This is a genomic window from Cognataquiflexum rubidum, assembly GCF_022538115.1.
GTDB classification, from domain to species: domain Bacteria; phylum Bacteroidota; class Bacteroidia; order Cytophagales; family Cyclobacteriaceae; genus Cognataquiflexum; species Cognataquiflexum rubidum.
The window spans coordinates 1-22546 of record NZ_JAKZAL010000017.1; the positions used below are offsets into that span (position 1 = coordinate 1).

The window sequence follows — 22546 nt, forward strand, 5'->3', positions numbered from 1 at the left end:
TCTTTGGCACCTTTGGCCTCTGAGTCAATTGCTACTTCTTATACAGTAACTCAGTCTGATATCGATGCAGGAAAAGTCGACAACATTGCTTCCGCTGCTGTGGGTGCTGTGAATGTTTCTGCTTCCGAGTCGGTAACTGCAACACAAACTCCTGCCCTTTCCATCACCAAGACAGCAACCGAGTCAAGCTTCGCCGCTGTTGGGGATGTATTAAACTACAGCATTGTCGTGACCAATACAGGAAACGTGACTTTGAGCAATATTGCTGTGAGCGATCCATTGACAGGACTGAATACAACAATCGCTTCTTTGGCACCTTTGGCCTCTGAGTCAATAGCTACTTCTTATACAGTAACTCAGTCTGATATCGATGCAGGAAAAGTGGACAATACCGCTTCGGCTACTGTCGGTACAGTGAATGTTTCTGCTTCTGAGTCTGTAACTGCAACACAAGCTCCTGCCCTTTCCATCACCAAAACAGCAACCGAGTCAAGCTTTGCCGCTGTCGGGGATGTATTGAATTACAGCATTGTCGTGACCAATACAGGTAACGTGACTTTGGAAAACATTGCTGTAAGCGATCCTCTTACAGGTTTGAATACAACAATCGCTTCTTTGGCACCTTTGGCCTCTGAGTCAATCCCGACTTCTTATACCATAACACAGGCGGATATCGATGCAGGAAAAGTCGACAATATTGCTTCTGCTGCTGTAGGTGCTTTGAATGTTTCCGCTTCCGAGTCTGTAACTGCAACACAAACTCCTGCCCTTTCCATCACCAAGACAGCAACCGAGTCAAGCTTTGCCGCTGTTGGGGATGTATTGAACTATACAATTGTCGTGACCAATACCGGGAACGTGACTTTGAGCAATATCTCGGTTTCTGATCCGCTGACAGGTTTGAATACTTCTATTTCAAGTCTTGCACCTGGATCAAGCGAATCTATTCCGACTTCTTATACCGTCACACAGGCTGACATTGATGCAGGAAAAGTGGACAATACCGCTTCGGCTACTGTCGGTACAGTGAATGTTTCTGCTTCTGAGTCTGTAACTGCAACACAAACTCCTGCCCTTTCCATCACCAAGACAGCAACTGAGTCAAGCTTCGCCGCTGTCGGGGATGTATTGAACTATACCATTGTCGTGACCAACACAGGTAACGTCACCCTGAATAATATCTCGGTTTCGGATCCTTTAACCGGATTGAATACAACAATTGCTACTTTGTCGCCTTTGGCTTCCCAGTCAATCCCGACTTCTTACACTGTAACACAGGCTGATTTAGACAAAGGGTTTGTGACAAATAAAGCAACTGTTTCAGGTGTATCCACCAGCGATGAACCTATCGAAGAAAGTGATGAATTTACAGTCGAGGCTTCTGCAAACCCAAGTATTGAAGTAACCAAAACTGCAGATACAACCACTTTCTCAGAAATCGGTCAAGTCATTACTTATACCATCACGGTTAAAAACACAGGAAATATTACCCTGACCAACCTTGTGGTAAATGATCCATTGACCGGTCTGACTCAGGTAATCCCAAGTATTGCCCCAGGTCAAACTATCGCCATCAACACAGAATATGTCGTCCAACTTAAAGACCTTACTGCCGGCTCGATTACAAACAATGTGTCCGTAACAGGCAAATCTAAAGACGGTAACGACGTTGGAGGAGATGATTCTGTGACTATCGGTGCATCTTCCACACCAATAGATGCCATCGATGATGACATGGGAGAATATCCTGTAGATTATGGCGGTGTATTGGGCAACTTACTGACCAATGATCTTTTGGACAATAAGCCTGTTGTATATACTGACATCAACTTCGAATTCACCGAGTTGGCAGGCATAGTGGGTCTATTGATCGCCGAAAATGGAGAACTCAGCCTGATCCCGGGTCTGAATGAACCAGGAGAATACAGGCTGAAGTACACCCTCAGAGAGGCGTTGAATCCTACCAATAGTGATGAAGCGTTTGTGGTCTTCAAATTATTGGAAAATGAGGTTGACCTGAGTGTGACCAAGACTTCGAATGGGATCGAAATCTATGAAGGCGACGAATTTGAATACGAAATCCAAGTCAACAACCTAGGGGAAACAGATGCGGAAAATGTGGTCATTGTCGATGACCTTCCAAATGGACTGTCCTATATCAGAACTACCATTGAGGAAAGTAATCCGGGAACTGAAATTGACATCGCAGTCAATGGTTCCAAGATCACTTACACCATTGCCTTTTTCCCTGCGGGCCATTCAATTTTACTCAAAGTAAAAGTGAGGGCCAATGAAATCAACAGTGATAAAGCACTTCAGATCACCAATATCGTAAGTGTATCGTCCGATGAGGAAGATACCAACATGGATGACAACAATGATTCTGATGTCAACCAAATCCATCCGTTCTTTATCCCGACTGTCATCACACCAAACGGTGACGGTCTCAATGACAGGTTTGAAATCAAGGGTCTCGGAAAATTCGAAACCAATGACATCGTTATCTTCAATAGAAACGGAGACCATGTTTTTGAAAGGAAAGACTATAAAAACGATTGGTCTGCTGAAGGTCTTGTCGCCGGCACCTACTTCTTCGTGATGAAATCCACTGACCGCCAAGGTAAACTCCATGAGTTCCAAGGTTGGATTCAGGTAATAAAAAAATAAGCCCTAGTAATTCATTTATTGATAAAATATTCAACAATCGAAATGAACCTGATTATGAGAAAAATTTTGATAATAGCAGTTTTTGCATTGCTGACGGGCTTTTCCGCAATTCCCCTGCAGGCACAGAATAATTTGCTAAGGTATGCAGACAAACAGTTTGAACTGGAAAATTTCAGTCATGCGGCAGCGCTTTATGAGCAGGCCCACGACAGGAAGCCCAATTACGAAAATGCCCAAAAGGCTGCTTTGTCCTACCAAAAAATGCAGGAATATGATAAGAGCTTTGAATGGTGGAAAAAAACCATCAGCTACGAAGAGGCATCTAGGGAAGACTTTTTGAATTATCTGAGTTCGGCTATGAAAGCCGAAAACGGTATTTCTTCGGAAGAACTCCTGAAGGAAAGTCCCTTCAAAGAATCAGCATTCCCTGAAATTGATTTCGACAATATCAGAGAACTGAACAATAAAAAAGCAAATGTCAAACTGGTCCAACCAAAAGGAATTAACAGTGATGGCTCTGATTTTAGGTTAGCAGAAGATGCCACCGGTAATAAATATTTCACAAGTGACAGAGGCCCGGAAATCCCTACCGAGAAACCTGCAGTAAGGTTAGATGCCAAAAGCAATGTATTCAGTGAGGAAAAAAGTGACCTGAACGACAGGGAATTTTTTGGGATATACCGTTACTCCAACAGTGATGATCTGGAGAAAATGACCTTCGATGTACCGGGAGGACTTGTGTATTCAGATCCTACCTTGATGGAAAGTAAGAACCTTTTATTCTTTACCACCTTCAGAAATATCAGGAAAGTGAAGAAAACAAGGGAATTTGAAGTTCATCCCGAAATCTATTTCAGCAAAATAGCTGCAGATGGATCTCTTTCAGAAACGAAGGCTTTCCCAATCAATGATGCTACCAAACATGGTGTCATGCATCCTTTCATTGATGAGAAAGGGAAAAAAATCTTTTTCGCTTCTGACATGCCGGGCGGTTCGGGAGGGTTTGATCTCTATTATGTGACTTATGACGAGGCTATGAATTTTGGCAGTCCGGTCAACCTTGGCCCTGCTGTCAATACCAAAGAAGATGAAAGCCATCCTTTTATTTTGGGGGAAAAATTCCATTTTTCATCCAAAGGGCATCCTGGCTTGGGTGGCATGGATATTTTCCAGGCAACATACTCCGGCGGATCATTCAGCAACGTGGAAAATATGGGTGTTCCGTTCAATTCACCCAGAGATGATTTTGGCTATTATATCACACCAAAAGGAAAGCGCTATCTCTCTTCTGACAGAAAGGGAGGAATGGGATTGGATGACATCTATCTGATTGAAGACCTCAACAAATTCCTTTTGGCAAGGGTGATTGACTGTAATGGCAATGTTATTTCTGAAGAGTTTGAAACAACCTTGACAATCAAAAATCAAAACGAAAACCTGCCTACTAGAAGAGGCACTAAATCTGAGCTATTAGGAGACCTTCTTCCCGAAACAGATTATTCTTTGACGATCAGCAAGAAGGGTTATTTCAGAATCCATGACCATGACATCACCACAAAAGGATTGCAGGGAGATACTTTGAAAAGGGAATACAGACTTGCTCCAATTCCTTACAACATGCCTGTATTTGTCGATATCGTCTATTACGACCTGGACAAGTCCCAAATCAGAACCAATGCGCAACCAACGCTTGACAAAATCGCGGAGCTGATGAAAAAGTATAGCTTCATCGACCTCAAAGTCGGATCGCACACCGACGCAAGGGCAAGCAAAGAATATAATCAAGCTCTATCAGAAAGGAGGGCAGATGCCGTCAGAGATTATCTGGCAAAATTCAACATTCCTGAAAGCAGGGTTAAACTAAACTGGTATGGTGAAGAAAATCGTACCAATGACTGTGGTGATGGCGTGCCGTGTCCTGAACCGGAACACCAGCTCAACAGAAGAAGTGAATTGATATTGGAGGCTTTTCCTGATAAAAACGTCGATTATGACCTGCCTGCAGAGTTGATGGGCAAAGACATCTGTGATCCGGCAGCACTTTTTGAAGCGCTGAATCATGAGGTCCCTACCATATATTTTGACTTTGACAAAGCGAATCTCAGGCCGGTTCACAAAACGGAATTGGAACGGCTTGCCCTATTTCTCCAAAGAATGGGCGGCATGAACCTTCAGATTGAAGGACATACTGACCAGAGGGGTAATGAGGAATATAACATGAAACTTTCCGAACGCAGGGCAAAAGCTGTCATGGATTACCTCGTCAAAAGAGGTGTTGGATTAGACAGAATGAGCAGCGAATGGTTAGGCAAAACAAAACCTGTTCATGATTGTGGTGCAGTGCCTTGTACTGAGGACATGCATCAGATGAACAGAAGAACAGAACTCCATCTCAAATAATTTTAATAGGTTCTTATTTTTTAAGCTTTAATTGAAGAGTTATTCGAAAGAAAAAGAGTCTCCTTCTGGGGGACTTTTTTTATTTTCCCCTATCCTATCCAAAAACAAAAAAAGGGTGAATCCAGCAGTCCTTCGATTACTGGATTCACCCCTATTCCCTGATCAAACAGTGGATTTTTGCACCATTGTCTAACGCATGAGTAAAAAAGTATAAAAGAAATTTTGTATGGATGCAATTATGCCAGTAGATTGGATATCCATTAAAATTCTTGTCTGCGGACTGAAACGCCCGGTACATCCCTGCCCTACGACAGGCGGGGGTCTTCCGTCCCCACTGAAGCAGAAAATAGGGTTACTGGCAAAGAAGCCTACATCCACAAAAGGAATTACAAACTGTTCAGTATCAAAGTGCCTTCATTGCCTTCTACAAGGTTTTTTCCTGTCGCAGCTGAGGCCACCATTTTTAAGAAATTGATCATTTTATTTCCATCAGTATCCCAATAATAAGCGGTCGTTGGAATGACTTTTACGATTGAAATATTAGGATCTTCTTTCCCGCCGGGAAACCAGGCATTGAGAACAGGTGACCAAAGCTCTTCGATTTTTTCCCTGTCAAAGATCAACTCGGCCACACCGTTTACGATGAGAAAGCTGTCTTTTCCGGGATGTGAATAGAAAAGCTGAACATTTTTATCCTGTTCTATTTCCTTGTTTTTATCGCTATCCGCGTTGCTGAAAAACCAGATATTACCTTCATCACAAACTTTTTGAGTGCTCATAGGTCTGCAAGATGCGCCGTCATCTGTTTTCAGATTGGTACAAAACATACAGATATCTATGGCTTCGGCGAGTTCTCTCAATTTGAGTATTGCCTCCTCGTTTCCCATGTTTTTAATTCCACTCATTTTTTTCTGGTTTAAAAATTTAAGATTATAATTTATCACATTCCGCTTTACATGCTTTGGCGTGTTCAAGATGGGTTCTCATGGTTGGAAGCTTCTCGGCTGCCCAAGCTTTGATTTCTGCATCTTCTGAATCCGTGGCTGCTTTTTCAAATAATTCAATAGCATCCTCATGGTGCTCCACCATCATGTCACTGTAAGCTTTGCCAAAATCATTGCCTTCTTTTTCCATAAGGTCTTTTTGAGTTTCCATCGAATCTTCAGTAGCAGTAGCAGGGATGGCTACTGATTTTGATTGGGCCAAAGTATTCAATTCAGCAAGAGTTTTGGTATGATTTACTTCCATCATTTTACCCAGTTCTTTGACATGTGGATTAGTACCTTTTTCTTGGGCCAATTTTCCCAAGCTGATCTCTTCCAATTGAATTTCGGCTGCTGCCATCAAAAACTTCACGCCATTGTCATTGTCGATAACAACAATGGTTTCGTCGTCATTGGTAAGTCTAGATATGTTTTCTTCCTCAGCAACTTCCACTGAATCGGTGGTTTTGTTTTCTGAACAAGATGATGCAAAGAAAATGGTGCCTGCGACACAGATCGTATGCAGCAGGATGGATTTAATATTGATTTGAGTTTTCATAGTATAGTTTGGTTTAGTTTTTATAAAAGATGCAAGGGATCCGTTAAAACCCCTTGCAAAAAGTATTGTGATATTTTACCAGTGAATTTCTTCACCTCGGTTGGTTCTCCAGTTTTCTTCCAGGTACTTGGCATCTTCAGCATTTCTTGGAGTCACAGAAATGACCACATTGCCTTCTTCGATTCCTGATTCGTACAATTTTGCCCTGGCTTCAGGTATACCTGAACCTACCAAAGCACCGATTACACCACCTGCAAGTCCACCTGCACCGGCTCCTGCCAGTCCGGCAGCTATCGGTCCTGCTATCAAAATCCCAAGTCCTGGAATAGCAACACTGGTACCAATGGCAGCAATGACACCCACGATGGCTCCGATTGTTCCTCCAATGGCGGAACCTTTACCGGCATGCTCTGCTGCTTTGGTTCCGATTTCAGTTTCTTCGGCTACGTCATCTGCATAATGTGTTTTTCGGGTTTCGTCAGACATGATCAAATTGATGTCGTCTTTGGAATAGCCTCTTTCGTGAAGGGCATTGTAGGCATTTTCTGTACTTTCACGGTCTCTGAACATTCCTGTCAGGACTCTTTTCTCAGAAGTCGTATCATGTAGGACTTCATTTTCATAGCGTTGATTTTCCATTTTTAATTGGTTTAGTTTTATATGATTAGGATTGTAATTCTATTTTTTATTTGATCAGCTGCATTGACCCAAAAGAAAGTAGATGATGACAAAAACAACGATTGTCCCAAGGCATCCCCCACCCATTTTTTTTGCCCCTTAGCCGGCAATCAGGCCTTTGAAAATATTGTTCATGCTATTTTCAGGTTAAGCTACTTCCTCAGCTGCTTCGATGTTGACTGCGTCCATTGCGACATCGGATAATTTGAGGTCGGCTTCTTTTTCTTCCTGAAGGGTCGTTTCCAATAGTTCGGCGACTTTATCCAATCCCAAAGTTTCGGCAAACTGTCTCAGCGTGCCATAGGTCGCTATTTCATAATGCTCCACTTTCTGCGCTGCGGAAATGATCCCTGCATCACGCATTGAACCTTCCTCACATTCTTCCATGATACCGGAAGCCTCTTCAATCAGCCCTTCCATGGCGTCACATTTTTTTCCTTCCGCTTTGACTTTGATCAAAGAGAAAACCTCCACTAACCTGCTCAAATGGCCTTTGGTCTCTTCAAGGTGAGATGTCAATGCCTTTGTCAAATCCTCTGAAGTGGCATTTTTGATCATCTTTGGCATTGCTTTTACCAAAGCGTTTTCCGCCCAATAGATATCTTTCAATTGATCTTCAAACAACTTCATCAATTGGGATGATTGCATGGCTGACTTTTTTCCTGTTCCGGAACTTTCTGATCCTGATTCAGACTTTGGTGATGTGTTTTTCTTGTTTTCCATTTTTCTGTGGTTTTTTGGTTTTTGATTAAAATTTATTTTTAAATGCCGTTGGATATGCTTTTTCTATTTTGAAGAAATGCTGCTTTCCTGATGCTTTGATTTTTCTGTATCCTGGTATACAGACCAACTCATGATTCCATTCTTTGGGACAGTGGCTTTGTCAACTGTTTGCTTCCTTTCTGCACTCAATTCTTTATTTGCAGATTGGACAGATTTTTCTGTACGCTCAGTTCCTTTGGCTTTTTCATCTAATAGCCCATTGGTATCTCTGACATGTTGGAGCGGGTCCTCAATGGATTGCCATTCTTCGCCCATCAAAGGGCTTTTCCCTTCGTTCCAGGGACCTTTGAAGTCCTCTCCTTTGGACATGTTGAAGTATTTATTGCTGAATTTTGGATCGCTTTCCAAAATCCCGGGAGGAAAGTTTGGTTGGATGCTGTCCAAGGCTGCTTGGAACATTTGGAAATGGGCCACTTCCCTCGTCATCAGATACCTGAGCGACTCTTTGACGTAAACATCGTCAGTGAACTTCATCAGGTTTTCATACACCATTTTGGCGCTTGTCTCAGCACCGATATTTAGCCGCAAATCTGCGGTCAGATCACCCATTCCCATGATATAAGTAGCACTCCAAGGATTGCCGACACTGTCAGTCAGGGTAGGCGTCCCACCACTCACAATGAAAAAATGTGGATTGACCATGGCTTGATGGATGTAATCTTCCTTGGCCGCTGAGCCGTCAAGTACTTTGGTCAAATCAGATTCATCTGCAGCATTTTTCAATTCTCCATTGACTCCGGTAAGCAACATTTGGATCGTTGCACCGACAATCTCCAAGTGACTGAATTCCTCAGTGGCGATATCCATCAGCATATCATACTTGTCGGGCGCCGCTTTCCTGCAACCAAATGCCTGCACAAAATATTGCATGGCTGCTTTCAATTCCCCGTTTGGACCTCCAAACTGCTCGAGCAATAATTTTGCGAACCGAACATCGGGCTTGGAAACCCTCGCATTGAATTGTAATTCTTTTACATGATGAAACATATCTTTGTGGTTTAGTTAGTATGGGAGTGTTTGGTATAAATTCTAAAATTCCGGAATAAGTCATTCGCATTATTTCTTTTTAATCGCCGGCTCATCATTCATCTCGCCTATTATTCCCTTTTTCTTGCCGGAGTTATCTTCTTTCTTTTTTTGGTCGGGATTGTCATTCATTTTTGACAACACACCCTTATTGTTGCTTTCTATGTTTTTTTGGGTCTTTTTCATAGTCTTGTTTTTTATATTTTTGAAATTTAAACAGTACAAAAATGAGGTTTTAAACCTTAGAATATTTACACAGTATTATGATTATATTATAGAATTCACTTTTCAAAAACCTGTTAACCAATTTTTTAGCATGGTAAGTCATTGCCATGAATCAGGTAAAAAATTGTGCTTAGACGCCTCCATGCCTATTATTTTCAAAAAATAAGCTCCCAATTTTCCACCGACGGTTACCTATAAAATCGCACTTTCAATTAGTTTCGAATTCATAAACCAAATGGACTAATGAGAAAAATTTACCTGATTTGTTCCCTTATCATTATGGTGGGTTCCGCCATTGGACAGGAACTTCCCACAAAAGGCAACTATGAGCTTGCAGCGAGATTTTCGCCTGAAAAACTCAAAAGAATGATCTTCACCACTGAAGTGGATGCACATTGGCTGAAGAAGTCCGACAGGTTTTGGTATGAATATGAAACCACCTCCGGCAAAAACTGGTACCTCGTCAATCCTGCTACCAAAAGCAAAACCCAGCTTTTTGACAAAGACAAACTCGCTGCCGAGATATCCAAAATCGTCAGAGATCCTTTTGACGGTCAGCATCTCGATATCAGCAACCTCAAATTTTTGGAGGATGAAAACACCATCCAATTCAAGATCAAAAGCAGTCAGGATGTGCTAAAAAAAGATTGGGCAGAAATAAAGGCAAAAAACAAAAGCGCCAAGGATTCTCTTGAAAAGAAAACATTTGTATTCCGCTTTGGCCTGAATAGCCAACAACTGACTGAAATCAAAGATCCTGAAGAAGAAGCCAAAAGATTGGCTTGGGCCAATATCGCTCCTGATTCCTCCAAAATCGTTTTCGTAAAAAATGAAAACCTTTATTGGATGGACAAAGCCAACTTCAAAAAAGCCATCAAAGATGAAAAGGACAGTACCATCGTCGAAACCCAGATTACGACTGACGGAGAAAAAGACTTTGGCTACGGAAGCGGATTTGGAAGGGGCGATGACAATGTCGAGGAAGAAAAAAAGAAGAATGACAGAAAACGTGCAGGTATTCTCTGGTCTAGAAATTCTGCTGAATTTATCCTGACCAAAACAGACCAAAGAAAAGTCAAAGACCTTTGGGTCATCCACAATACAAGAGATCCAAGACCGACATTGGAAACTTACAAATATTCCATGCCGGGGGAAAAAGAACAGCCTATCTCCTACCTATTGCATTATTCATTTGGCACACAAAAAATGTCCAATCTTGAAACGGCCACCTATAAAGACCAGACTTTGGGGATATGGTCAGAAAGCTTCCCCGCCTCCGCAAGGGATGATGAGTTCAAGCCTGTCAAATGGCTGGGCGATGAGAACTTTTTCTATTTTTCCATCACCTCACGGGATTTGAAAAAAATAGATATCTGCAGGTGGAACATCAAAGAAGGGAAGAAAGAGGTCCTCATCGAGGAGCGAAGCAATACCTATATCGACATCGCCAAACCGGAAATTATTGCCAACGGTACTGAAATCATCCATTGGTCAGAGCGTGACGGTTGGGGACATTTTTATCTCTATGACATGAAAGGAAACCTAAAGAGACAACTGACTTCAGGTCCTTTCCATTCAGAAAATATAGTCCGTATCGATGAAAAAGGCCGATTCCTCTACTTCATGGCCAATGGCAAAGAAAAAGGAGAAGACCCTTACTATGAGCATATGTACAAAGTCAGTCTCAACGGTGGTGCGATTACACTGTTGAATCCGGGTGATTTCAACCACAGTACCTCGATGAATGACAAGGCTACCTTTTTTGTCAACAATTATTCGAGGGTAAATACGACTCCCGCTTCGGGGCTATATGATGCCCTTGGCAAAAAAGTAATGGACCTGGAAACAGCAGATTTGAGTTCACTTTTTGCTGCAGGTTATCAATTCCCCGAACCTTTCAAAGTCAAGGCTGATGACGGTATCACAGATTTATATGGCGTGATGTACAAGCCTTTTGACTTTGACAGTACAAAAACCTATCCCATCATCGAATATGTGTATCCTGGTCCGCAGACTGAAGCTGTCAACAAAGCTTTTGGAAGAGGATTGGACAGAACAGACCGATTGGCGCAGTTTGGTTTTGTGGTGGTCACGGTCGGCAACCGCGGAGGACATCCAGGCAGGTCCAAGTGGTACCACAACTATGGCTACGGCAACCTGAGAGATTATGGATTGGCTGACAAAAAGGCAACTATCGAGCAGTTGGCCGACAGACATGCTTTCATTGACAAATCCAAAGTCGGGATCCACGGACATTCCGGAGGCGGATTTATGTCTACAGCTGCAATGTTGGTATATCCTGATTTCTTCAAAGTGGCAGTTTCGAGTGCCGGAAACCATGAAAACAACATCTACAACCGTTGGTGGTCTGAAAAGCACCATGGTGTCAAAGAACAGATTTCACCAAAGGGAGACACCACTTTTGTCTACCAGATCGAAAAAAATCCCGACCTGGCCAAAAACCTAAAAGGAAGACTGCTACTCGTGACCGGTGATGTAGACAACAACGTCCATCCTGCCAACACCATCCGGATGGCCAATGCATTGATCAAAGCAAATAAGAGGTTTGACTTTATCATCCTTCCCGGTCAGCGCCATGGTTTTGGAGATATGACCGAATATTTCTTCTGGAGAATGGGCGACTATTTTGTACAGCATCTTCTTGGAGACAACACCCCTCCACCGGTAGATATGCTTGAAGTGCAAAGAGAAAAAGCATTGACCAAATAGGGAAAAACTCTTCTTTAACAATCCGGAAAATTAAGCCAAGGGAATCAGATGAGAATCTGGTTTCCTTGGCTTTTTTTTGAAATTTTATCCAAAAACATAAACCTTAAGTGCGCTCTTTGGTGTTAAGACTTAAATAATTTTCTACTTTTAAAATTTAAAATACTTTAAACCGAACTAACATGAAAAGAAAATCAACCGCCGTATGGCAAGGAACAGGCAAGGAAGGCAAAGGCCATCTTACCTCCCAATCAGGTGTTTTGGACAAAACCCAATATTCATTTTCATCCAGATTTGAGGAAGGTATCGGAACCAACCCTGAGGAATTGGTAGCCGCGGCCCATGCAGGATGCTTTGCGATGAAACTGAGTTTTAACCTTACCGGAGCGGAATTTCCACCAAAAGAACTCCATGTGGACGGCATCATTACCTTAGAAGAAGGTACAATCAAACAATCCAAATTGATACTCAAAGCTACTGTTGAAGGAATTTCCGAAGAAAAATTTGCAGAGCTGGTCAAAGACGCTGAGAAAAACTGTCCTATCTCAAAATTATTGAATACAGAAATTGTAGTGGAATACACCCTGAATTAATTAAGGGAAAGAAATCCAATCCCGCATTTTCCTCTATTCCGGATTTATCTATTCCTGAAATCTGAGAGAAATGCGGGATTTTTATTTTCTTGCCCTTGTTGGGGCGGAGGATACCAGCTTTGCAATTACCACTGCAGGGTACAAAATCCCAAAAGCCGATAAAAAAACAGATAACATTTTTGAGGAGATATTGCCCGGAAGCATGTCACCAAAACCAACAGTAGTCACGGTAACCAAGCTGAAATAAATATAATTACCAAAATCACGGTCTTTCCCCTCAAACTCCAAATTTCCTGAAATAGCATCTCCACTTGACAGTTGCATCAATTCAAATCCAAACGAACCCATCAGTGCTACAAGAAGGTAAATATTGATGGCGCCGATGACCCTGTAACGGTTGATCTCACTGTCACGGAACAGTAACCTGAAGTTGATAACCGTAAAAACCATCAGATTGAGGAGAATGACGACCCTTTCTTCGAAATAAAATTCAAAAGGATTGTCACTGAATCTTATAATTCGGAGTACAACATGGATGATAACCAAGGTGGCTGCAATGATAAAATACACCCTTTCCCTAGCCGAAATCATCCCGATTAAAAAAAGCATGATAAACATGGCATTTAGAAAATAGGTTGAATTCTCTTGCTTTTCTATCAAAATCGGTAAAAAAAAGACCGTAAACAAAAGCATCAACAGCAACGTGATGAATGAGGCATCTGACTTCCAGTATTTTTTGGATTTTTGAATTATTCCAGTCATCACTTTTAGTTTCAATTTGGATTACAGGCAAAATGTAGCTGATATTTATTTAATTCAAAAATCAGAAACCTCAATTCTTTCCTGTCGCTAACCTCCAAAAATCCCCTTCACCAACTTTGGACATAAATGGCATAAAACCAATTGCTTACTCTCCATTTCAACCATTATTACTATAATTTGACTTCAAGACTTAAAGGACAAGCGAATCCTAAAAACCCAAATCGTTCACCTTTACCGAGTTTGCTAAAATATCAGACTGAATCTAATCCATAGTGGGGGATTATCGCAGATTCAAAAAAATCTTTTAAACGGATCAAATTTTTCGTTTTTGAATCTTGATTTTTATTTTATCTTGGAAAGGCATAGTAGATAAAAATTAAGTTTCCTGATGAGAGATGCTTCAAAATATTTTAAGAAGTCTTACCATATTTTGAAATACTTATTTCTTAAACTTCGCTCTGCATTCATGGATTTGCTGCCTATCCTTTCTGTGGTCACCTTTTTCCAGTTGGTAATTTTACGTCAGCCTTTTCCCCATTTTGAAGAGATTGTTTTTGGCAGTATCCTGGTATTATTGGGACTCATGCTTTTTATTGAGGGACTCGAAATGGGTCTTTTTCCGATAGGTGGAAATATGGCTTTTGCCCTAACCAAAAAAGGGAGTGTCTTTTGGATATTGATTTTTTCATTTGCTTTAGGATTTTCTACAACCATTGCCGAACCTGCATTGATTGCTATTTCAAAGGAAGCGGCAAGGGTTTCTGCTGAAGCAGGCTTAATCGAAAATGCAGAAGGGTCTAGGGATTCCTATGCTTTAGGCCTGAGACTATGCGTTGCTTTTTCTGTTGGAATAGCTATTCTTATCGGTGTCTTAAGGATTCTTAAAGGTTGGCCCTTGTACTATATTCTTATCGGAGGCTATATTTTGGTAATGTTAATGACAATGATTGCTCCTAAAGAAATCATTGGAATTGCATACGATACAGGTGGCGTGGCTACTTCCACCATAACAGTTCCATTGGTCACTGCACTCGGAGTAGGATTGGCTTCAAGTATCAAAGGAAGAAATCCCCTTACAGATGGCTTTGGACTAATAGCGATTGCGGTAATGGTGCCCATGATATTTGTAATGGCTTATGGTTTATTTATTTATTAAAAGATAAAGCAAGCAAAATGGCAAATTGGCCTTTAGATTTTTTTAAGATTTTTATGGTTACCATTAGGGACGTTGCCCCTGTCGTCTTGCTTTTTGCATTCTTTCAGTTTTTCGTTTTAAAGCAGGTTGTCCCGAATTTAAAAAAGGTAATTTTTGGAGTGGTTTTGGTGATCATTGGTCTGGCTTTATTTCTGATGGGACTGGAAAAAGCACTTTTTCCTCTTGGAAATATTATGGCGATTCAACTTTCGGAGGCAAGTTTTATTTCAAAAAATTACCACGACCCATCTAGTTGGCTTGCCTATTATTGGGTTTATATATTTGCGGGAATGATCGGTTTTTCCACGACTATTGCCGAACCTTCTTTGATTGCTGTCGCTATCAAAGCCAACCAAGCTTCCGGCGGAACAATTAGTATCTGGGGTTTAAGAATTGTGGTTGCTATTGGGGTAGCTATTGCCTTGGTTTTGGGTACAATCAGGATTGTAACCGGTACTCCACTTTATTTGTATATTATCTTTGGATATATAATTGTAATGGTTCAGACACTTTTCTCCCCAAAAAAAATCATTGCTTTAGCCTATGATTCAGGAGGAGTGACTACCTCTACGGTCACGGTACCTTTGGTTGCAGCCTTAGGTATTGGACTTTCCAGTACTGTGCCGGGACGTAACCCCGCGATAGATGGATTTGGACTCATCGCATTTGCGAGTTTGTTTCCAATAATGACAGTACTTGCCTATGCCCAGATTTTGGAATTGAAAAACACTCTAAAAAAACCATCAAAAAATGAAATTTAAAATCATCATGGCCATGATACGGCCGGCTATCACAGAGAAAGTAGTGAATGCAGCAAGAGGTGCAGGTGCCACAGGAGATGTAGTCATCTCAGGCCGGGGGAGTGGTTCGCATGAATCAAAATCTTTTTTTGGACTGACTATTCAGGATCAGACTGAAATATTGATGTTTTTGGTAGAAGAACATGCGGTTGATACCATTTTGGAGGCCATTAAAATATCCGGAGAGCTCGATGAACCTGGACGGGGAATTGCCTTTGTCCTTAATGTGGAAAAGGTGGCAGGTTTAGAAAGTCAAATGGAAAAATTTAAAGAACAGGCGAAAAGTAAATATCTTTAAAAACAAAACTATCGTATTATGAATTCAAGTTCCAATAGTGCCAAAGATATCATGTCACATAAATTGGTATTTATAGATGGCCTAGATACAGCCGCAAATGCCATAGAAAAAATGAAGTCTCAGGGAGTAGATGCCTTGATTATCAATAAAAGAAACCAAAATGATGCTTATGGAATTGTCACAATCAAGGACATCATAAAAAAGGTTTACATCAAAGATCTGAAGCCCGAAGAAGTCAATATCTACGAAATAATGTCCAAGCCTGTCATTCCAGTCCCTGCCTTGATGAACATTCGGTACATATCCAGACTCATGTTGAGGGCTAAGATTAGTGTGGCACCTGTAGAACAAGATGGCGAACTTATAGGAGTAATCTCGTTTTCAAGCCTTTTCCATAATGGACTTTATTGATGCTTTTGGAGGATCAAATCTGCCTAGACGGGTAAAACTATCATCGGAATAGATCCATCAAATACCAATTCATTCACCATAAATTTCCTGAATAACTTATCGGTAAATGTTCTGCCACCCTTCTGAACAACCAAAAAATATTCTTTCTTTTCAGTAATAGAGGTTTTTATCTGGGAGAAAACATCCTCCCCTTTAAAAAGAACAAAGCGATTAACCAGATTCCCATATTCCTTACTGGTTAATTTTTTAAGGAAATTTTCAATTTCAACAATATTATCGTTTTCGCGCGCCACCGTCATAAATTCGATTGTATGAATGGATTTGGGAATAAATTTCAACAAAACCTCAAAGCCACGTAGGTTAAACTCAAAATTGGGATGTACACTGACCAATAATTTTGTTGGCTCAAAATTATCCAAAGACTTGGGTACGGCTATCACCATCCTGTTTAGGTATTCGATAACTCTATTGACTGTACTGCCTATAAAAATCTGTTTCAATGTACCTGAACCCTTCAAACCCATCATAACAATATCTAATCCGGCAGCATCCAGATTATTTTCCAAAAATTCAAGCAAGGGATTTTCGATTATTTCAAATTTGATGACGTTGAACTTATCAAAAACAGTATCCCTCAGTGTAAACCATTGCCTGGAAATTTCTCTTTGATGGTCATAGACAAGCTTTAGTCTCATATCATGATTGGCTAAAGTGGGAATCGGAATGGCCATTTGATGAATCACTATAATTTCCAAGCCATGCCATTCATTCAGTTTTTTTGCCAATAACAATTCAGACCTTGAGTATTCAGAAAAATCCAGAAGCACAAATAATTTCGGCATGGGGTCATCCTTTGATTTATATTTCAAATTAACAATAATAACCGAAAAATCCCGGCCTTTCAACCGGGATTCTTGACTTATGCTGCGTTTCTTGCCGCGTTGATGATGCCAAACATCGTCCGCAAAATCAGTTTTTGTAAGACCGGATCATCTTCTCCTTTGTCAAGCATGGTCTGTATCGCATATTGCTGAATGGTGATAACAGGAAGCACGATCTTTTCTCGGATAGCGATTGATTCCTTGGAAGTTGGATTATCCTGAAGCAAAGTATCCATCCCGGATACTTCACAAAGAAGCTTGATGGATCTTTGGTATTCTTCAAACATCAGGTTCCATAAATCGCTGTATTTGGGATTATCCTTGAGATAAGCTGTGGACTTATAAAACGACTTGGCCAGAGACTGCATGGAATTCCCAAGTAATGACCTGAAGAAAAGGGAGTCATTGTATAATTGTATGGCCTCAGGAAATTTGCCTGCATTTTTAAGTTCCTCAAGTGAAGCGCCTACTCCAAAGAATCCCGGTATATTCTGCTTCATCTGTGCCCAGGAACCTACAAAAGGAATAGCCCTTAAATCTTCAAATTTTAATCCGGTGTCTTTTCCTCTTTTCAACGGGCGGGAACCGATATTGACCTGTCCAAAATATTTCAATGGGGTCACATGCTCGAGATAAGGCAAGAATTGGGGGTGGTTTTTGAAGTCTCTGTAAAACTGGTATGAGAAATCGGCCATCTGATCAATCAAAGCCCGCTGACCTGCATTTAGGGTTTTCTCTGAGGAAGGATACAATTCATTTTCGATACCTGCACAGAGCAACTGCTCCAAATTGTAAGTACAAGAAACGGGCTTGCCATAATTGGCTGAAATGGTCTGTCCTTGAATCGTCACCTGGATTTCTTCATTTTCGACTTGCTGACCGAGAGAAGCATAGAAATTATGCATGTTTCCCCCTCCTCTTGCCGGAGGTCCTCCCCGACCGTCAAAAAACACCACACTGACATCATTCAATCTTGATACTTTGGTCAGTTCTTCTTTGGCAAGAAGGATAGACCAATTTGCCCGGATATACCCCCCGTCTTTGGTGCCATCAGAAAAGCCCAACATGATCGTCTGCTTTGATTTTCTGCTTTCCAAATGCTTGCGGTAGGCCTCGTTTTGGTACAACTGCTCCATAATGATGGGTGCCTTCGCAAGGTCATCAATTGTCTCAAATAACGGGACGATGTCCAAAGGAAGCGTTCCTGATTCTTTTCCAAGTGTTAATTGCGCCAATCTGAATACTTCCAAAACATGTAAGGCCGACTGGCAATTGGATATGATATACCGGTGAAGCCCATCTTCCCCATTGTTTTTTTGGACAGTTTTGATTGCATCAAAACTCCTCAACATATCCTGATGAAACTCGTCCTTTAGGGTGCCGATTTCCGGAAGGGAATCTACCTCTTGAATAAATGTGATTTTCTCGCCTTCGCTCAGTTTCTGATATGCCTGAAGTGCCTCGGTCCCGATTTGGTTTTCGATGATTTCATCCCAAAGCCCATCATGCTTACGGCTGTCCTGACGCACATCCATATTGGCAAAATGGAAGCCGAATATTTTTACTTTCAATATAAACTCATCCAACTGCTCCAAAAACAAGCCGTCATGGAATTCAATCAGGCCTTTTCGGGCTTCCATCAGATCAGCTATCAATTCCTCTTTGGTTTGGTAGAAGTTTTGGTTGTCGAAAAGGGAATCAAAAAGACCGTTTTCAATTTTGAGCATGATCGGCTCGACATTCTTGAAGGTCAACCTTCTTTTGAGTTTTCTGACATCACGGTAATAACACCTAACTATCCATTTTTGGAGTTTCTCGGCCACTTTGACGGTTGTGTCATGGGTAACAAAAGGGTTTCCGTCTCTGTCCCCTCCCGGCCAAAATCCCACTTTCAACAATCCCGGATTGTCCCACTCATTGACCGGAATATCCAGACTATTCAATAACCTGGTCAAAATATCCGGCATACTGTGGTAAAAAACATTTACCAGAAACCATACCAAACTGACTGCTTCATCAAGCGGCGTGGGTTTGTCCTTATTGATAAAACCGGTTTTGCCTAACTGCTGCAAAAGCAGGTTGATATTCCCAAGGTCATTTTCACGGATGGCAGTCTCAAGATCAGTGATGATCCCAAGGACATTGCCCGGATAAAACTGCGTAGGATGGGCAGTCAGTGTCAGTCTTACGGAGAAATTTTTCAATTTATCTATCAATGCCTCCCGCTTCCTGTCATTGTCGACACGGGTAATCAATGCTGCAACACTACCCTTACCTTTTATATCATGGATTTTTTCGAAGGCCGCGTCTTCAATGGAATCAAACAAAACCACTTGCCTTTCCACATATTGAACCATTCTAAAAAGTAAATCATGACGTTCCTGGTCAGAATTATTTGCCATCATTTCGTTAAAAAATCCTCCGATGATTTCTTTTGGGGTTTTATCTTTCTCAAATCCTTCCTGACATTTGCTGGATAATATCGGCAGCAATGTCCCGGTTCTATGGATATCACTGAAGGGCAAATCCAAAAAAAGACTGTTGTAAATCGTAAATCTTTTGGATACTTCGGTTTGATAGTTGTTTTTTGACATATTCGGATCAATAGGTTTAATAGGTGTGAATTTAACAAAAAATAATAATTATGGACAATTTTCGATTCAATCGATAAAAAAAAGGAATTTTTATTGACTATTTTTCAAAAAATAGGCACATTTTTTTCAAAGAATATCAATAAATCATATAACTTGATCGATTGGAATATAAAGAACGAAAATTCTATTCAGGAAATATTTCGTATTTTGGAACCACACAATTTATAAATTGATAATCAAGCTTATATGCTCATAGCTGTCATTTTAGGGTTTATTTTCGCAATCTTGGTTTCATTTTTCAGTAGGTTTTTCAAAAAAGCAATTCCATTTGTCTATTCGCTCCTTCCTCTTTCCCTGTTTATATTTTTCCTCCAGTTTTTGGGAGAAATAAAATCCAAAGGGCATATCTTATTCCATTATCAATGGATACCGAGTTTAGGAATTGACCTTTCTTTCAGGTTGGACGGATTGTCCCTTCTTTTTGCCCTGATGATCACCGGCATCGGTGCTTTGGTGTTCATCTATACTACTTACTACCTCAAAGGACACAAATATCTGGACAGGTTTTATGGATACCTGTCGATGTTTATGGCTTCAATGCTTGGAGTCGTCCTTTCAGACAACCTGATGAGTATGTTTATTTTTTGGGAATTGACAAGTATCAGTTCCTATTTCTTGATCGGATTCAACAATGAAGATCCGGCTTCAAGGAAATCTGCACTGACCGCACTGAGTATCACCGGATTTGGCGGTTTGGTAATGCTCTCCGGAATTATCCTTTTGCAAGCAGTAGGAGGAAGTTATTCTTTCACTGAATTACTCAATTCCTCGGAAATAATAAAAAACAGCACTTCCTATGGTTGGATAATTGCCCTGTTTTTTGTCGGGGCCTTTACCAAGTCTGCACAGTTTCCATTTCATTTTTGGCTTCCGGGAGCAATGAAAGCCCCGACTCCGGTAAGTACCTACCTCCACTCCGCCACGATGGTAAAAGCCGGTATTTATCTTTTGGCAAGATTTACCCCGCTATTGGGGGATACCTTTTGGTGGAACAGCACCCTAATCACCGTTGGCGCGGTTACTATGGTCTATGCGGCAATCCATTCTGTTTTGAGAGTGGATTTGAAAAGCATTTTGGCATATTCCACCATTTCAGCCTTGGGGATTTTGGTTTTCTTGATAGGCATAGGGACAGAAAAAGCACTTTTGGCTGCGGGGATTTTCATCCTTGCCCATGCCTTATACAAGGCTGCACTCTTCCTCATTACAGGAATAATCGACCATGAAACAGGCTCTAGAGATGTCACCAAACTTGCGGGATTGCAGCAAGTGATGATGCCTGTCGCAGTTGCAGGGTTTATAGCAGCACTTTCGAGCGCCGGAGTTCCGCTTTTACTTGGATTCATCAGCAAAGAAGTGATGTATGAGGCAACTTTACAGTTTGGCAATTGGGCTATTATTCTGACCGCACTGGCTGTTTTGACTAAAATTCTCCTTTTGGTTGCAGGATTCTGGGCTGGGATCAAACCATTTACAGGAGCGCTTCCTGAGGAATTTAAAAAGGCTAAATTGCCTTCGCCCTTGCTTTGGGTTCCTCCTCTCCTACTCGGAATCATGAGTTTGGGTTTTGGGGCATTCCCTTCCTTGATCGGGCAAACATTGATTCAGCCTGTTTTCAGCAGCATTTCAGGAACCGACACGGTCATCCAACTCAAACTTTGGCATGGTTTCAACTTGGTTTTGATATTGAGTATTTTCACCTTGGTATCCGGCGGCGCATTGTATTGGTTCTTGAAACCTTCCAAGGAGATATTCCAAAAAACCCTCAGGTTTGAATCCATTTCGCCCCAAAATATCATCGAGAGCGGCAGCAAAATATTCGCTTCATTCGCAGGCATCTGGACAAGATTTTTTCAAAATGGCTATCTGCGAAATTATGTGATTACCATATTGGCATTTTTGACCTTGCTGATGGCTTACCGTTTATTTGGGGGAGTCAACATATATGTAGATTGGGAGCAGATTTCACCTGTATCCCATTATGAGATTATCGTGGTGGTGCTGATGATCATCTCCATTCTTTTTGCCATTTCTACCAATTCGCGGTCAGTTTCCATTGTCGCTCTTGGCGTGGTTGGCTTCGCAAATTGTCTTTTCTTCTTATTTTATTCGGCCCCTGATCTGGCCATGACGCAGTTTTCGATCGATACGTTGACCGTATTGTTGTTTATGCTGGTTCTTGTCAAACTGCCAAAAAACAAACAATATTCTTCTAAAGGTATCAAAGTGCGGGATGCGGTGCTTTCCCTGATGTTCGGAACTTTGATAGCCATTTTGACTTTGGAGGTATTCGAGGAACCATCTTCCTACGAGGTCTCCAAATACTTTGCTGATAATGCTTATCTTCTTGCCAAAGGCCGAAATGTTGTGAACGTCATTTTGGTGGATTACCGGGGTTTTGACACCATGATAGAGACGGTAGTCCTTGTGATTGCTGCAGTAGGTGTCTACAGTTTGATCAAACTTGACCTTAATCCTTCTAAAAAAGACTTATGAAATCATTGATATTCAAAACCGCATCGACCTATCTGCTTCCGCTACTGTTGCTGTTTTCCATTTTCATTCTGTTGCGGGGCCATTATCTTCCGGGAGGAGGATTTGTAGGAGGATTGATGGCAGCCATCGCATTTTTGATCCACTCATTTGCTTTTGGGCTGAAGGAAACCCAAAAAATCATCAAGATAAATCCGGGATACCTGATGCCGATAGGACTTTTTTTCGCTGTTGGGGCTGCTATGGCTCCCTATTTTATCGGTGCTCCGATACTCAAAGGCCTTTGGTTTGAAGAACCTTTCAGATTTATCGGCATGGTTGGATCTGCTCTTTTCTTTGACATTGGCGTGTATCTGGTGGTTATCGGGGCGACACTCACCATCATGTTTTCACTTACTGATACGGTTTGAT

General features: G+C 41.3%; 19 protein-coding genes. 10 read left to right on the plus strand and 9 right to left on the minus strand.

All coding sequences use genetic code 11. From position 1 onward, the window contains the following. Together MMU05_RS16760 and MMU05_RS23065 are read left to right on the plus strand one after the other, a co-directional pair. The coding region (locus MMU05_RS16760; RefSeq protein ID WP_241142834.1) for a DUF7507 domain-containing protein at positions 1 to 2667 on the plus strand (2667 nt) is incomplete at its 5' end. 54 nt (positions 2668 to 2721) lie between these two features. Beyond that, positions 2722 to 5067 carry an OmpA family protein gene (locus MMU05_RS23065; protein WP_272493294.1) on the plus strand — a complete coding sequence of 782 codons (2346 nt, stop codon included), beginning with the start codon at positions 2722 to 2724 and terminating at the stop codon, positions 5065 to 5067. Positions 5068 to 5453: 386 nt separating this feature from the next. On the opposite strand, the gene MMU05_RS16775 is transcribed toward MMU05_RS23065, so the two are convergent. The 6 genes from MMU05_RS16775 to MMU05_RS16800 form a co-directional block, all read right to left on the minus strand. Next, positions 5454 to 5972 carry a pyridoxamine 5'-phosphate oxidase family protein gene (locus tag MMU05_RS16775; RefSeq protein ID WP_241142835.1) on the minus strand — a complete coding sequence of 173 codons (519 nt, stop codon included), beginning with the start codon at positions 5970 to 5972 and terminating at the stop codon, positions 5454 to 5456. 25 nt (positions 5973 to 5997) lie between these two features. Continuing rightward, positions 5998 to 6609, minus strand: coding sequence for a DUF4142 domain-containing protein (locus tag MMU05_RS16780; protein ID WP_241142836.1), 612 nt, complete (start codon positions 6607 to 6609; stop codon positions 5998 to 6000). A 75-nt stretch (positions 6610 to 6684) separates the two neighbouring features. After that, positions 6685 to 7248, minus strand: coding sequence for a hypothetical protein (locus MMU05_RS16785; protein WP_241142837.1), 564 nt, complete (start codon positions 7246 to 7248; stop codon positions 6685 to 6687). Positions 7249 to 7434: 186 nt separating this feature from the next. Continuing rightward, positions 7435 to 8010: a YciE/YciF ferroxidase family protein gene (locus tag MMU05_RS16790; protein WP_241142838.1), complete on the minus strand. Its 576-nt coding sequence runs from the start codon at positions 8008 to 8010 to the stop codon at positions 7435 to 7437. Between the two features lie 63 nt (positions 8011 to 8073). Then, a complete protein-coding gene (locus MMU05_RS16795; RefSeq protein WP_241142839.1) occupies positions 8074 to 9057 on the minus strand; it encodes a manganese catalase family protein in 984 nt (327 codons plus the stop codon). Positions 9058 to 9126: 69 nt separating this feature from the next. Continuing rightward, the gene (locus MMU05_RS16800) at positions 9127 to 9282 is read right to left on the minus strand and encodes a hypothetical protein (protein WP_241142840.1); all 156 of its coding nucleotides are present in this window, start codon (positions 9280 to 9282) and stop codon (positions 9127 to 9129) included. Between the two features lie 282 nt (positions 9283 to 9564). On the opposite strand from MMU05_RS16800, the gene MMU05_RS16805 reads away from it, so the two are divergent. Then, positions 9565 to 12051: a S9 family peptidase gene (locus MMU05_RS16805; RefSeq protein ID WP_241142841.1), complete on the plus strand. Its 2487-nt coding sequence runs from the start codon at positions 9565 to 9567 to the stop codon at positions 12049 to 12051. A gap of 179 nt (positions 12052 to 12230) precedes the next feature. Beyond that, positions 12231 to 12641 carry an OsmC family peroxiredoxin gene (locus MMU05_RS16810; protein ID WP_241142842.1) on the plus strand — a complete coding sequence of 137 codons (411 nt, stop codon included), beginning with the start codon at positions 12231 to 12233 and terminating at the stop codon, positions 12639 to 12641. 81 nt (positions 12642 to 12722) lie between these two features. Here the strand turns inward: MMU05_RS16810 and MMU05_RS16815 are convergent, their stop codons facing one another. Beyond that, positions 12723 to 13403, minus strand: coding sequence for a potassium channel family protein (locus tag MMU05_RS16815; RefSeq protein WP_241142843.1), 681 nt, complete (start codon positions 13401 to 13403; stop codon positions 12723 to 12725). A 388-nt stretch (positions 13404 to 13791) separates the two neighbouring features. On the opposite strand from MMU05_RS16815, the gene MMU05_RS16820 reads away from it, so the two are divergent. From MMU05_RS16820 to MMU05_RS16835, 4 genes are read left to right on the plus strand one after another with little or no spacing between them, the layout of a single operon-like run. Continuing rightward, positions 13792 to 14559, plus strand: a complete 768-nt coding sequence (locus MMU05_RS16820; RefSeq protein WP_241142844.1) for a DUF1538 family protein — start codon at positions 13792 to 13794, stop codon at positions 14557 to 14559. A gap of 53 nt (positions 14560 to 14612) precedes the next feature. Next, positions 14613 to 15359 (plus strand): DUF1538 domain-containing protein, encoded by a 747-nt coding sequence (locus MMU05_RS16825; protein WP_241142845.1) that lies wholly within the window; start codon positions 14613 to 14615, stop codon positions 15357 to 15359. Further along, positions 15349 to 15696, plus strand: coding sequence for a P-II family nitrogen regulator (locus tag MMU05_RS16830; protein ID WP_241142846.1), 348 nt, complete (start codon positions 15349 to 15351; stop codon positions 15694 to 15696). Before MMU05_RS16825 ends, MMU05_RS16830 begins: the two co-directional genes overlap by 11 nt. A gap of 18 nt (positions 15697 to 15714) precedes the next feature. After that, positions 15715 to 16107: a CBS domain-containing protein gene (locus MMU05_RS16835; RefSeq protein WP_241142847.1), complete on the plus strand. Its 393-nt coding sequence runs from the start codon at positions 15715 to 15717 to the stop codon at positions 16105 to 16107. A 23-nt stretch (positions 16108 to 16130) separates the two neighbouring features. Here the strand turns inward: MMU05_RS16835 and MMU05_RS16840 are convergent, their stop codons facing one another. Both MMU05_RS16840 and MMU05_RS16845 read right to left on the minus strand, forming a co-directional pair. Next, the gene (locus MMU05_RS16840; RefSeq protein ID WP_241142848.1) at positions 16131 to 16949 is read right to left on the minus strand and encodes a universal stress protein; all 819 of its coding nucleotides are present in this window, start codon (positions 16947 to 16949) and stop codon (positions 16131 to 16133) included. Between the two features lie 77 nt (positions 16950 to 17026). Next, on the minus strand, positions 17027 to 19582 hold the full coding sequence (locus MMU05_RS16845) for a phosphoenolpyruvate carboxylase (protein ID WP_241142849.1): 2556 nt from the start codon (positions 19580 to 19582) through the stop codon (positions 17027 to 17029). A 246-nt stretch (positions 19583 to 19828) separates the two neighbouring features. Between MMU05_RS16845 and MMU05_RS16850 the strand changes: the two genes are divergently transcribed. Next, entirely contained in the window at positions 19829 to 22138 is a 2310-nt protein-coding gene (locus tag MMU05_RS16850; RefSeq protein WP_241142850.1) for a putative monovalent cation/H+ antiporter subunit A, read from the plus strand. Beyond that, a complete protein-coding gene (locus MMU05_RS16855) occupies positions 22135 to 22545 on the plus strand; it encodes a Na+/H+ antiporter subunit B (RefSeq protein ID WP_241142851.1) in 411 nt (136 codons plus the stop codon). The genes MMU05_RS16850 and MMU05_RS16855 overlap by 4 nt, the downstream gene beginning before the upstream one ends. The last annotated feature ends 1 nt before the right edge of the window (position 22546 follow it).

Bases quoted from the DNA above. Each gene is read 5' to 3' on its own strand.
- MMU05_RS16845 (WP_241142849.1), bottom strand. From the start codon at position 19,582: ATGTCAAAAAACAACTATCAAACCGAAGTATCCAAAAGATTTACGATT.
- MMU05_RS16820 (WP_241142844.1), top strand. From the start codon at position 13,792: ATGAGAGATGCTTCAAAATATTTTAAGAAGTCTTACCATATTTTGAAA.
- MMU05_RS16855 (WP_241142851.1), top strand. From the start codon at position 22,135: ATGAAATCATTGATATTCAAAACCGCATCGACCTATCTGCTTCCGCTA.
- MMU05_RS16800 (WP_241142840.1), bottom strand. From the start codon at position 9,282: ATGAAAAAGACCCAAAAAAACATAGAAAGCAACAATAAGGGTGTGTTG.
- MMU05_RS16790 (WP_241142838.1), bottom strand. From the start codon at position 8,010: ATGGAAAACAAGAAAAACACATCACCAAAGTCTGAATCAGGATCAGAA.
- MMU05_RS16815 (WP_241142843.1), bottom strand. From the start codon at position 13,403: ATGACTGGAATAATTCAAAAATCCAAAAAATACTGGAAGTCAGATGCC.
- MMU05_RS16805 (WP_241142841.1), top strand. From the start codon at position 9,565: ATGAGAAAAATTTACCTGATTTGTTCCCTTATCATTATGGTGGGTTCC.
- MMU05_RS16785 (WP_241142837.1), bottom strand. From the start codon at position 7,248: ATGGAAAATCAACGCTATGAAAATGAAGTCCTACATGATACGACTTCT.
- MMU05_RS16850 (WP_241142850.1), top strand. From the start codon at position 19,829: ATGCTCATAGCTGTCATTTTAGGGTTTATTTTCGCAATCTTGGTTTCA.
- MMU05_RS16795 (WP_241142839.1), bottom strand. From the start codon at position 9,057: ATGTTTCATCATGTAAAAGAATTACAATTCAATGCGAGGGTTTCCAAG.
- MMU05_RS16825 (WP_241142845.1), top strand. From the start codon at position 14,613: ATGGTTACCATTAGGGACGTTGCCCCTGTCGTCTTGCTTTTTGCATTC.
- MMU05_RS23065 (WP_272493294.1), top strand. From the start codon at position 2,722: ATGAGAAAAATTTTGATAATAGCAGTTTTTGCATTGCTGACGGGCTTT.
- MMU05_RS16830 (WP_241142846.1), top strand. From the start codon at position 15,349: ATGAAATTTAAAATCATCATGGCCATGATACGGCCGGCTATCACAGAG.
- MMU05_RS16780 (WP_241142836.1), bottom strand. From the start codon at position 6,609: ATGAAAACTCAAATCAATATTAAATCCATCCTGCTGCATACGATCTGT.
- MMU05_RS16775 (WP_241142835.1), bottom strand. From the start codon at position 5,972: ATGAGTGGAATTAAAAACATGGGAAACGAGGAGGCAATACTCAAATTG.
- MMU05_RS16835 (WP_241142847.1), top strand. From the start codon at position 15,715: ATGAATTCAAGTTCCAATAGTGCCAAAGATATCATGTCACATAAATTG.
- MMU05_RS16810 (WP_241142842.1), top strand. From the start codon at position 12,231: ATGAAAAGAAAATCAACCGCCGTATGGCAAGGAACAGGCAAGGAAGGC.
- MMU05_RS16840 (WP_241142848.1), bottom strand. From the start codon at position 16,949: ATGCCGAAATTATTTGTGCTTCTGGATTTTTCTGAATACTCAAGGTCT.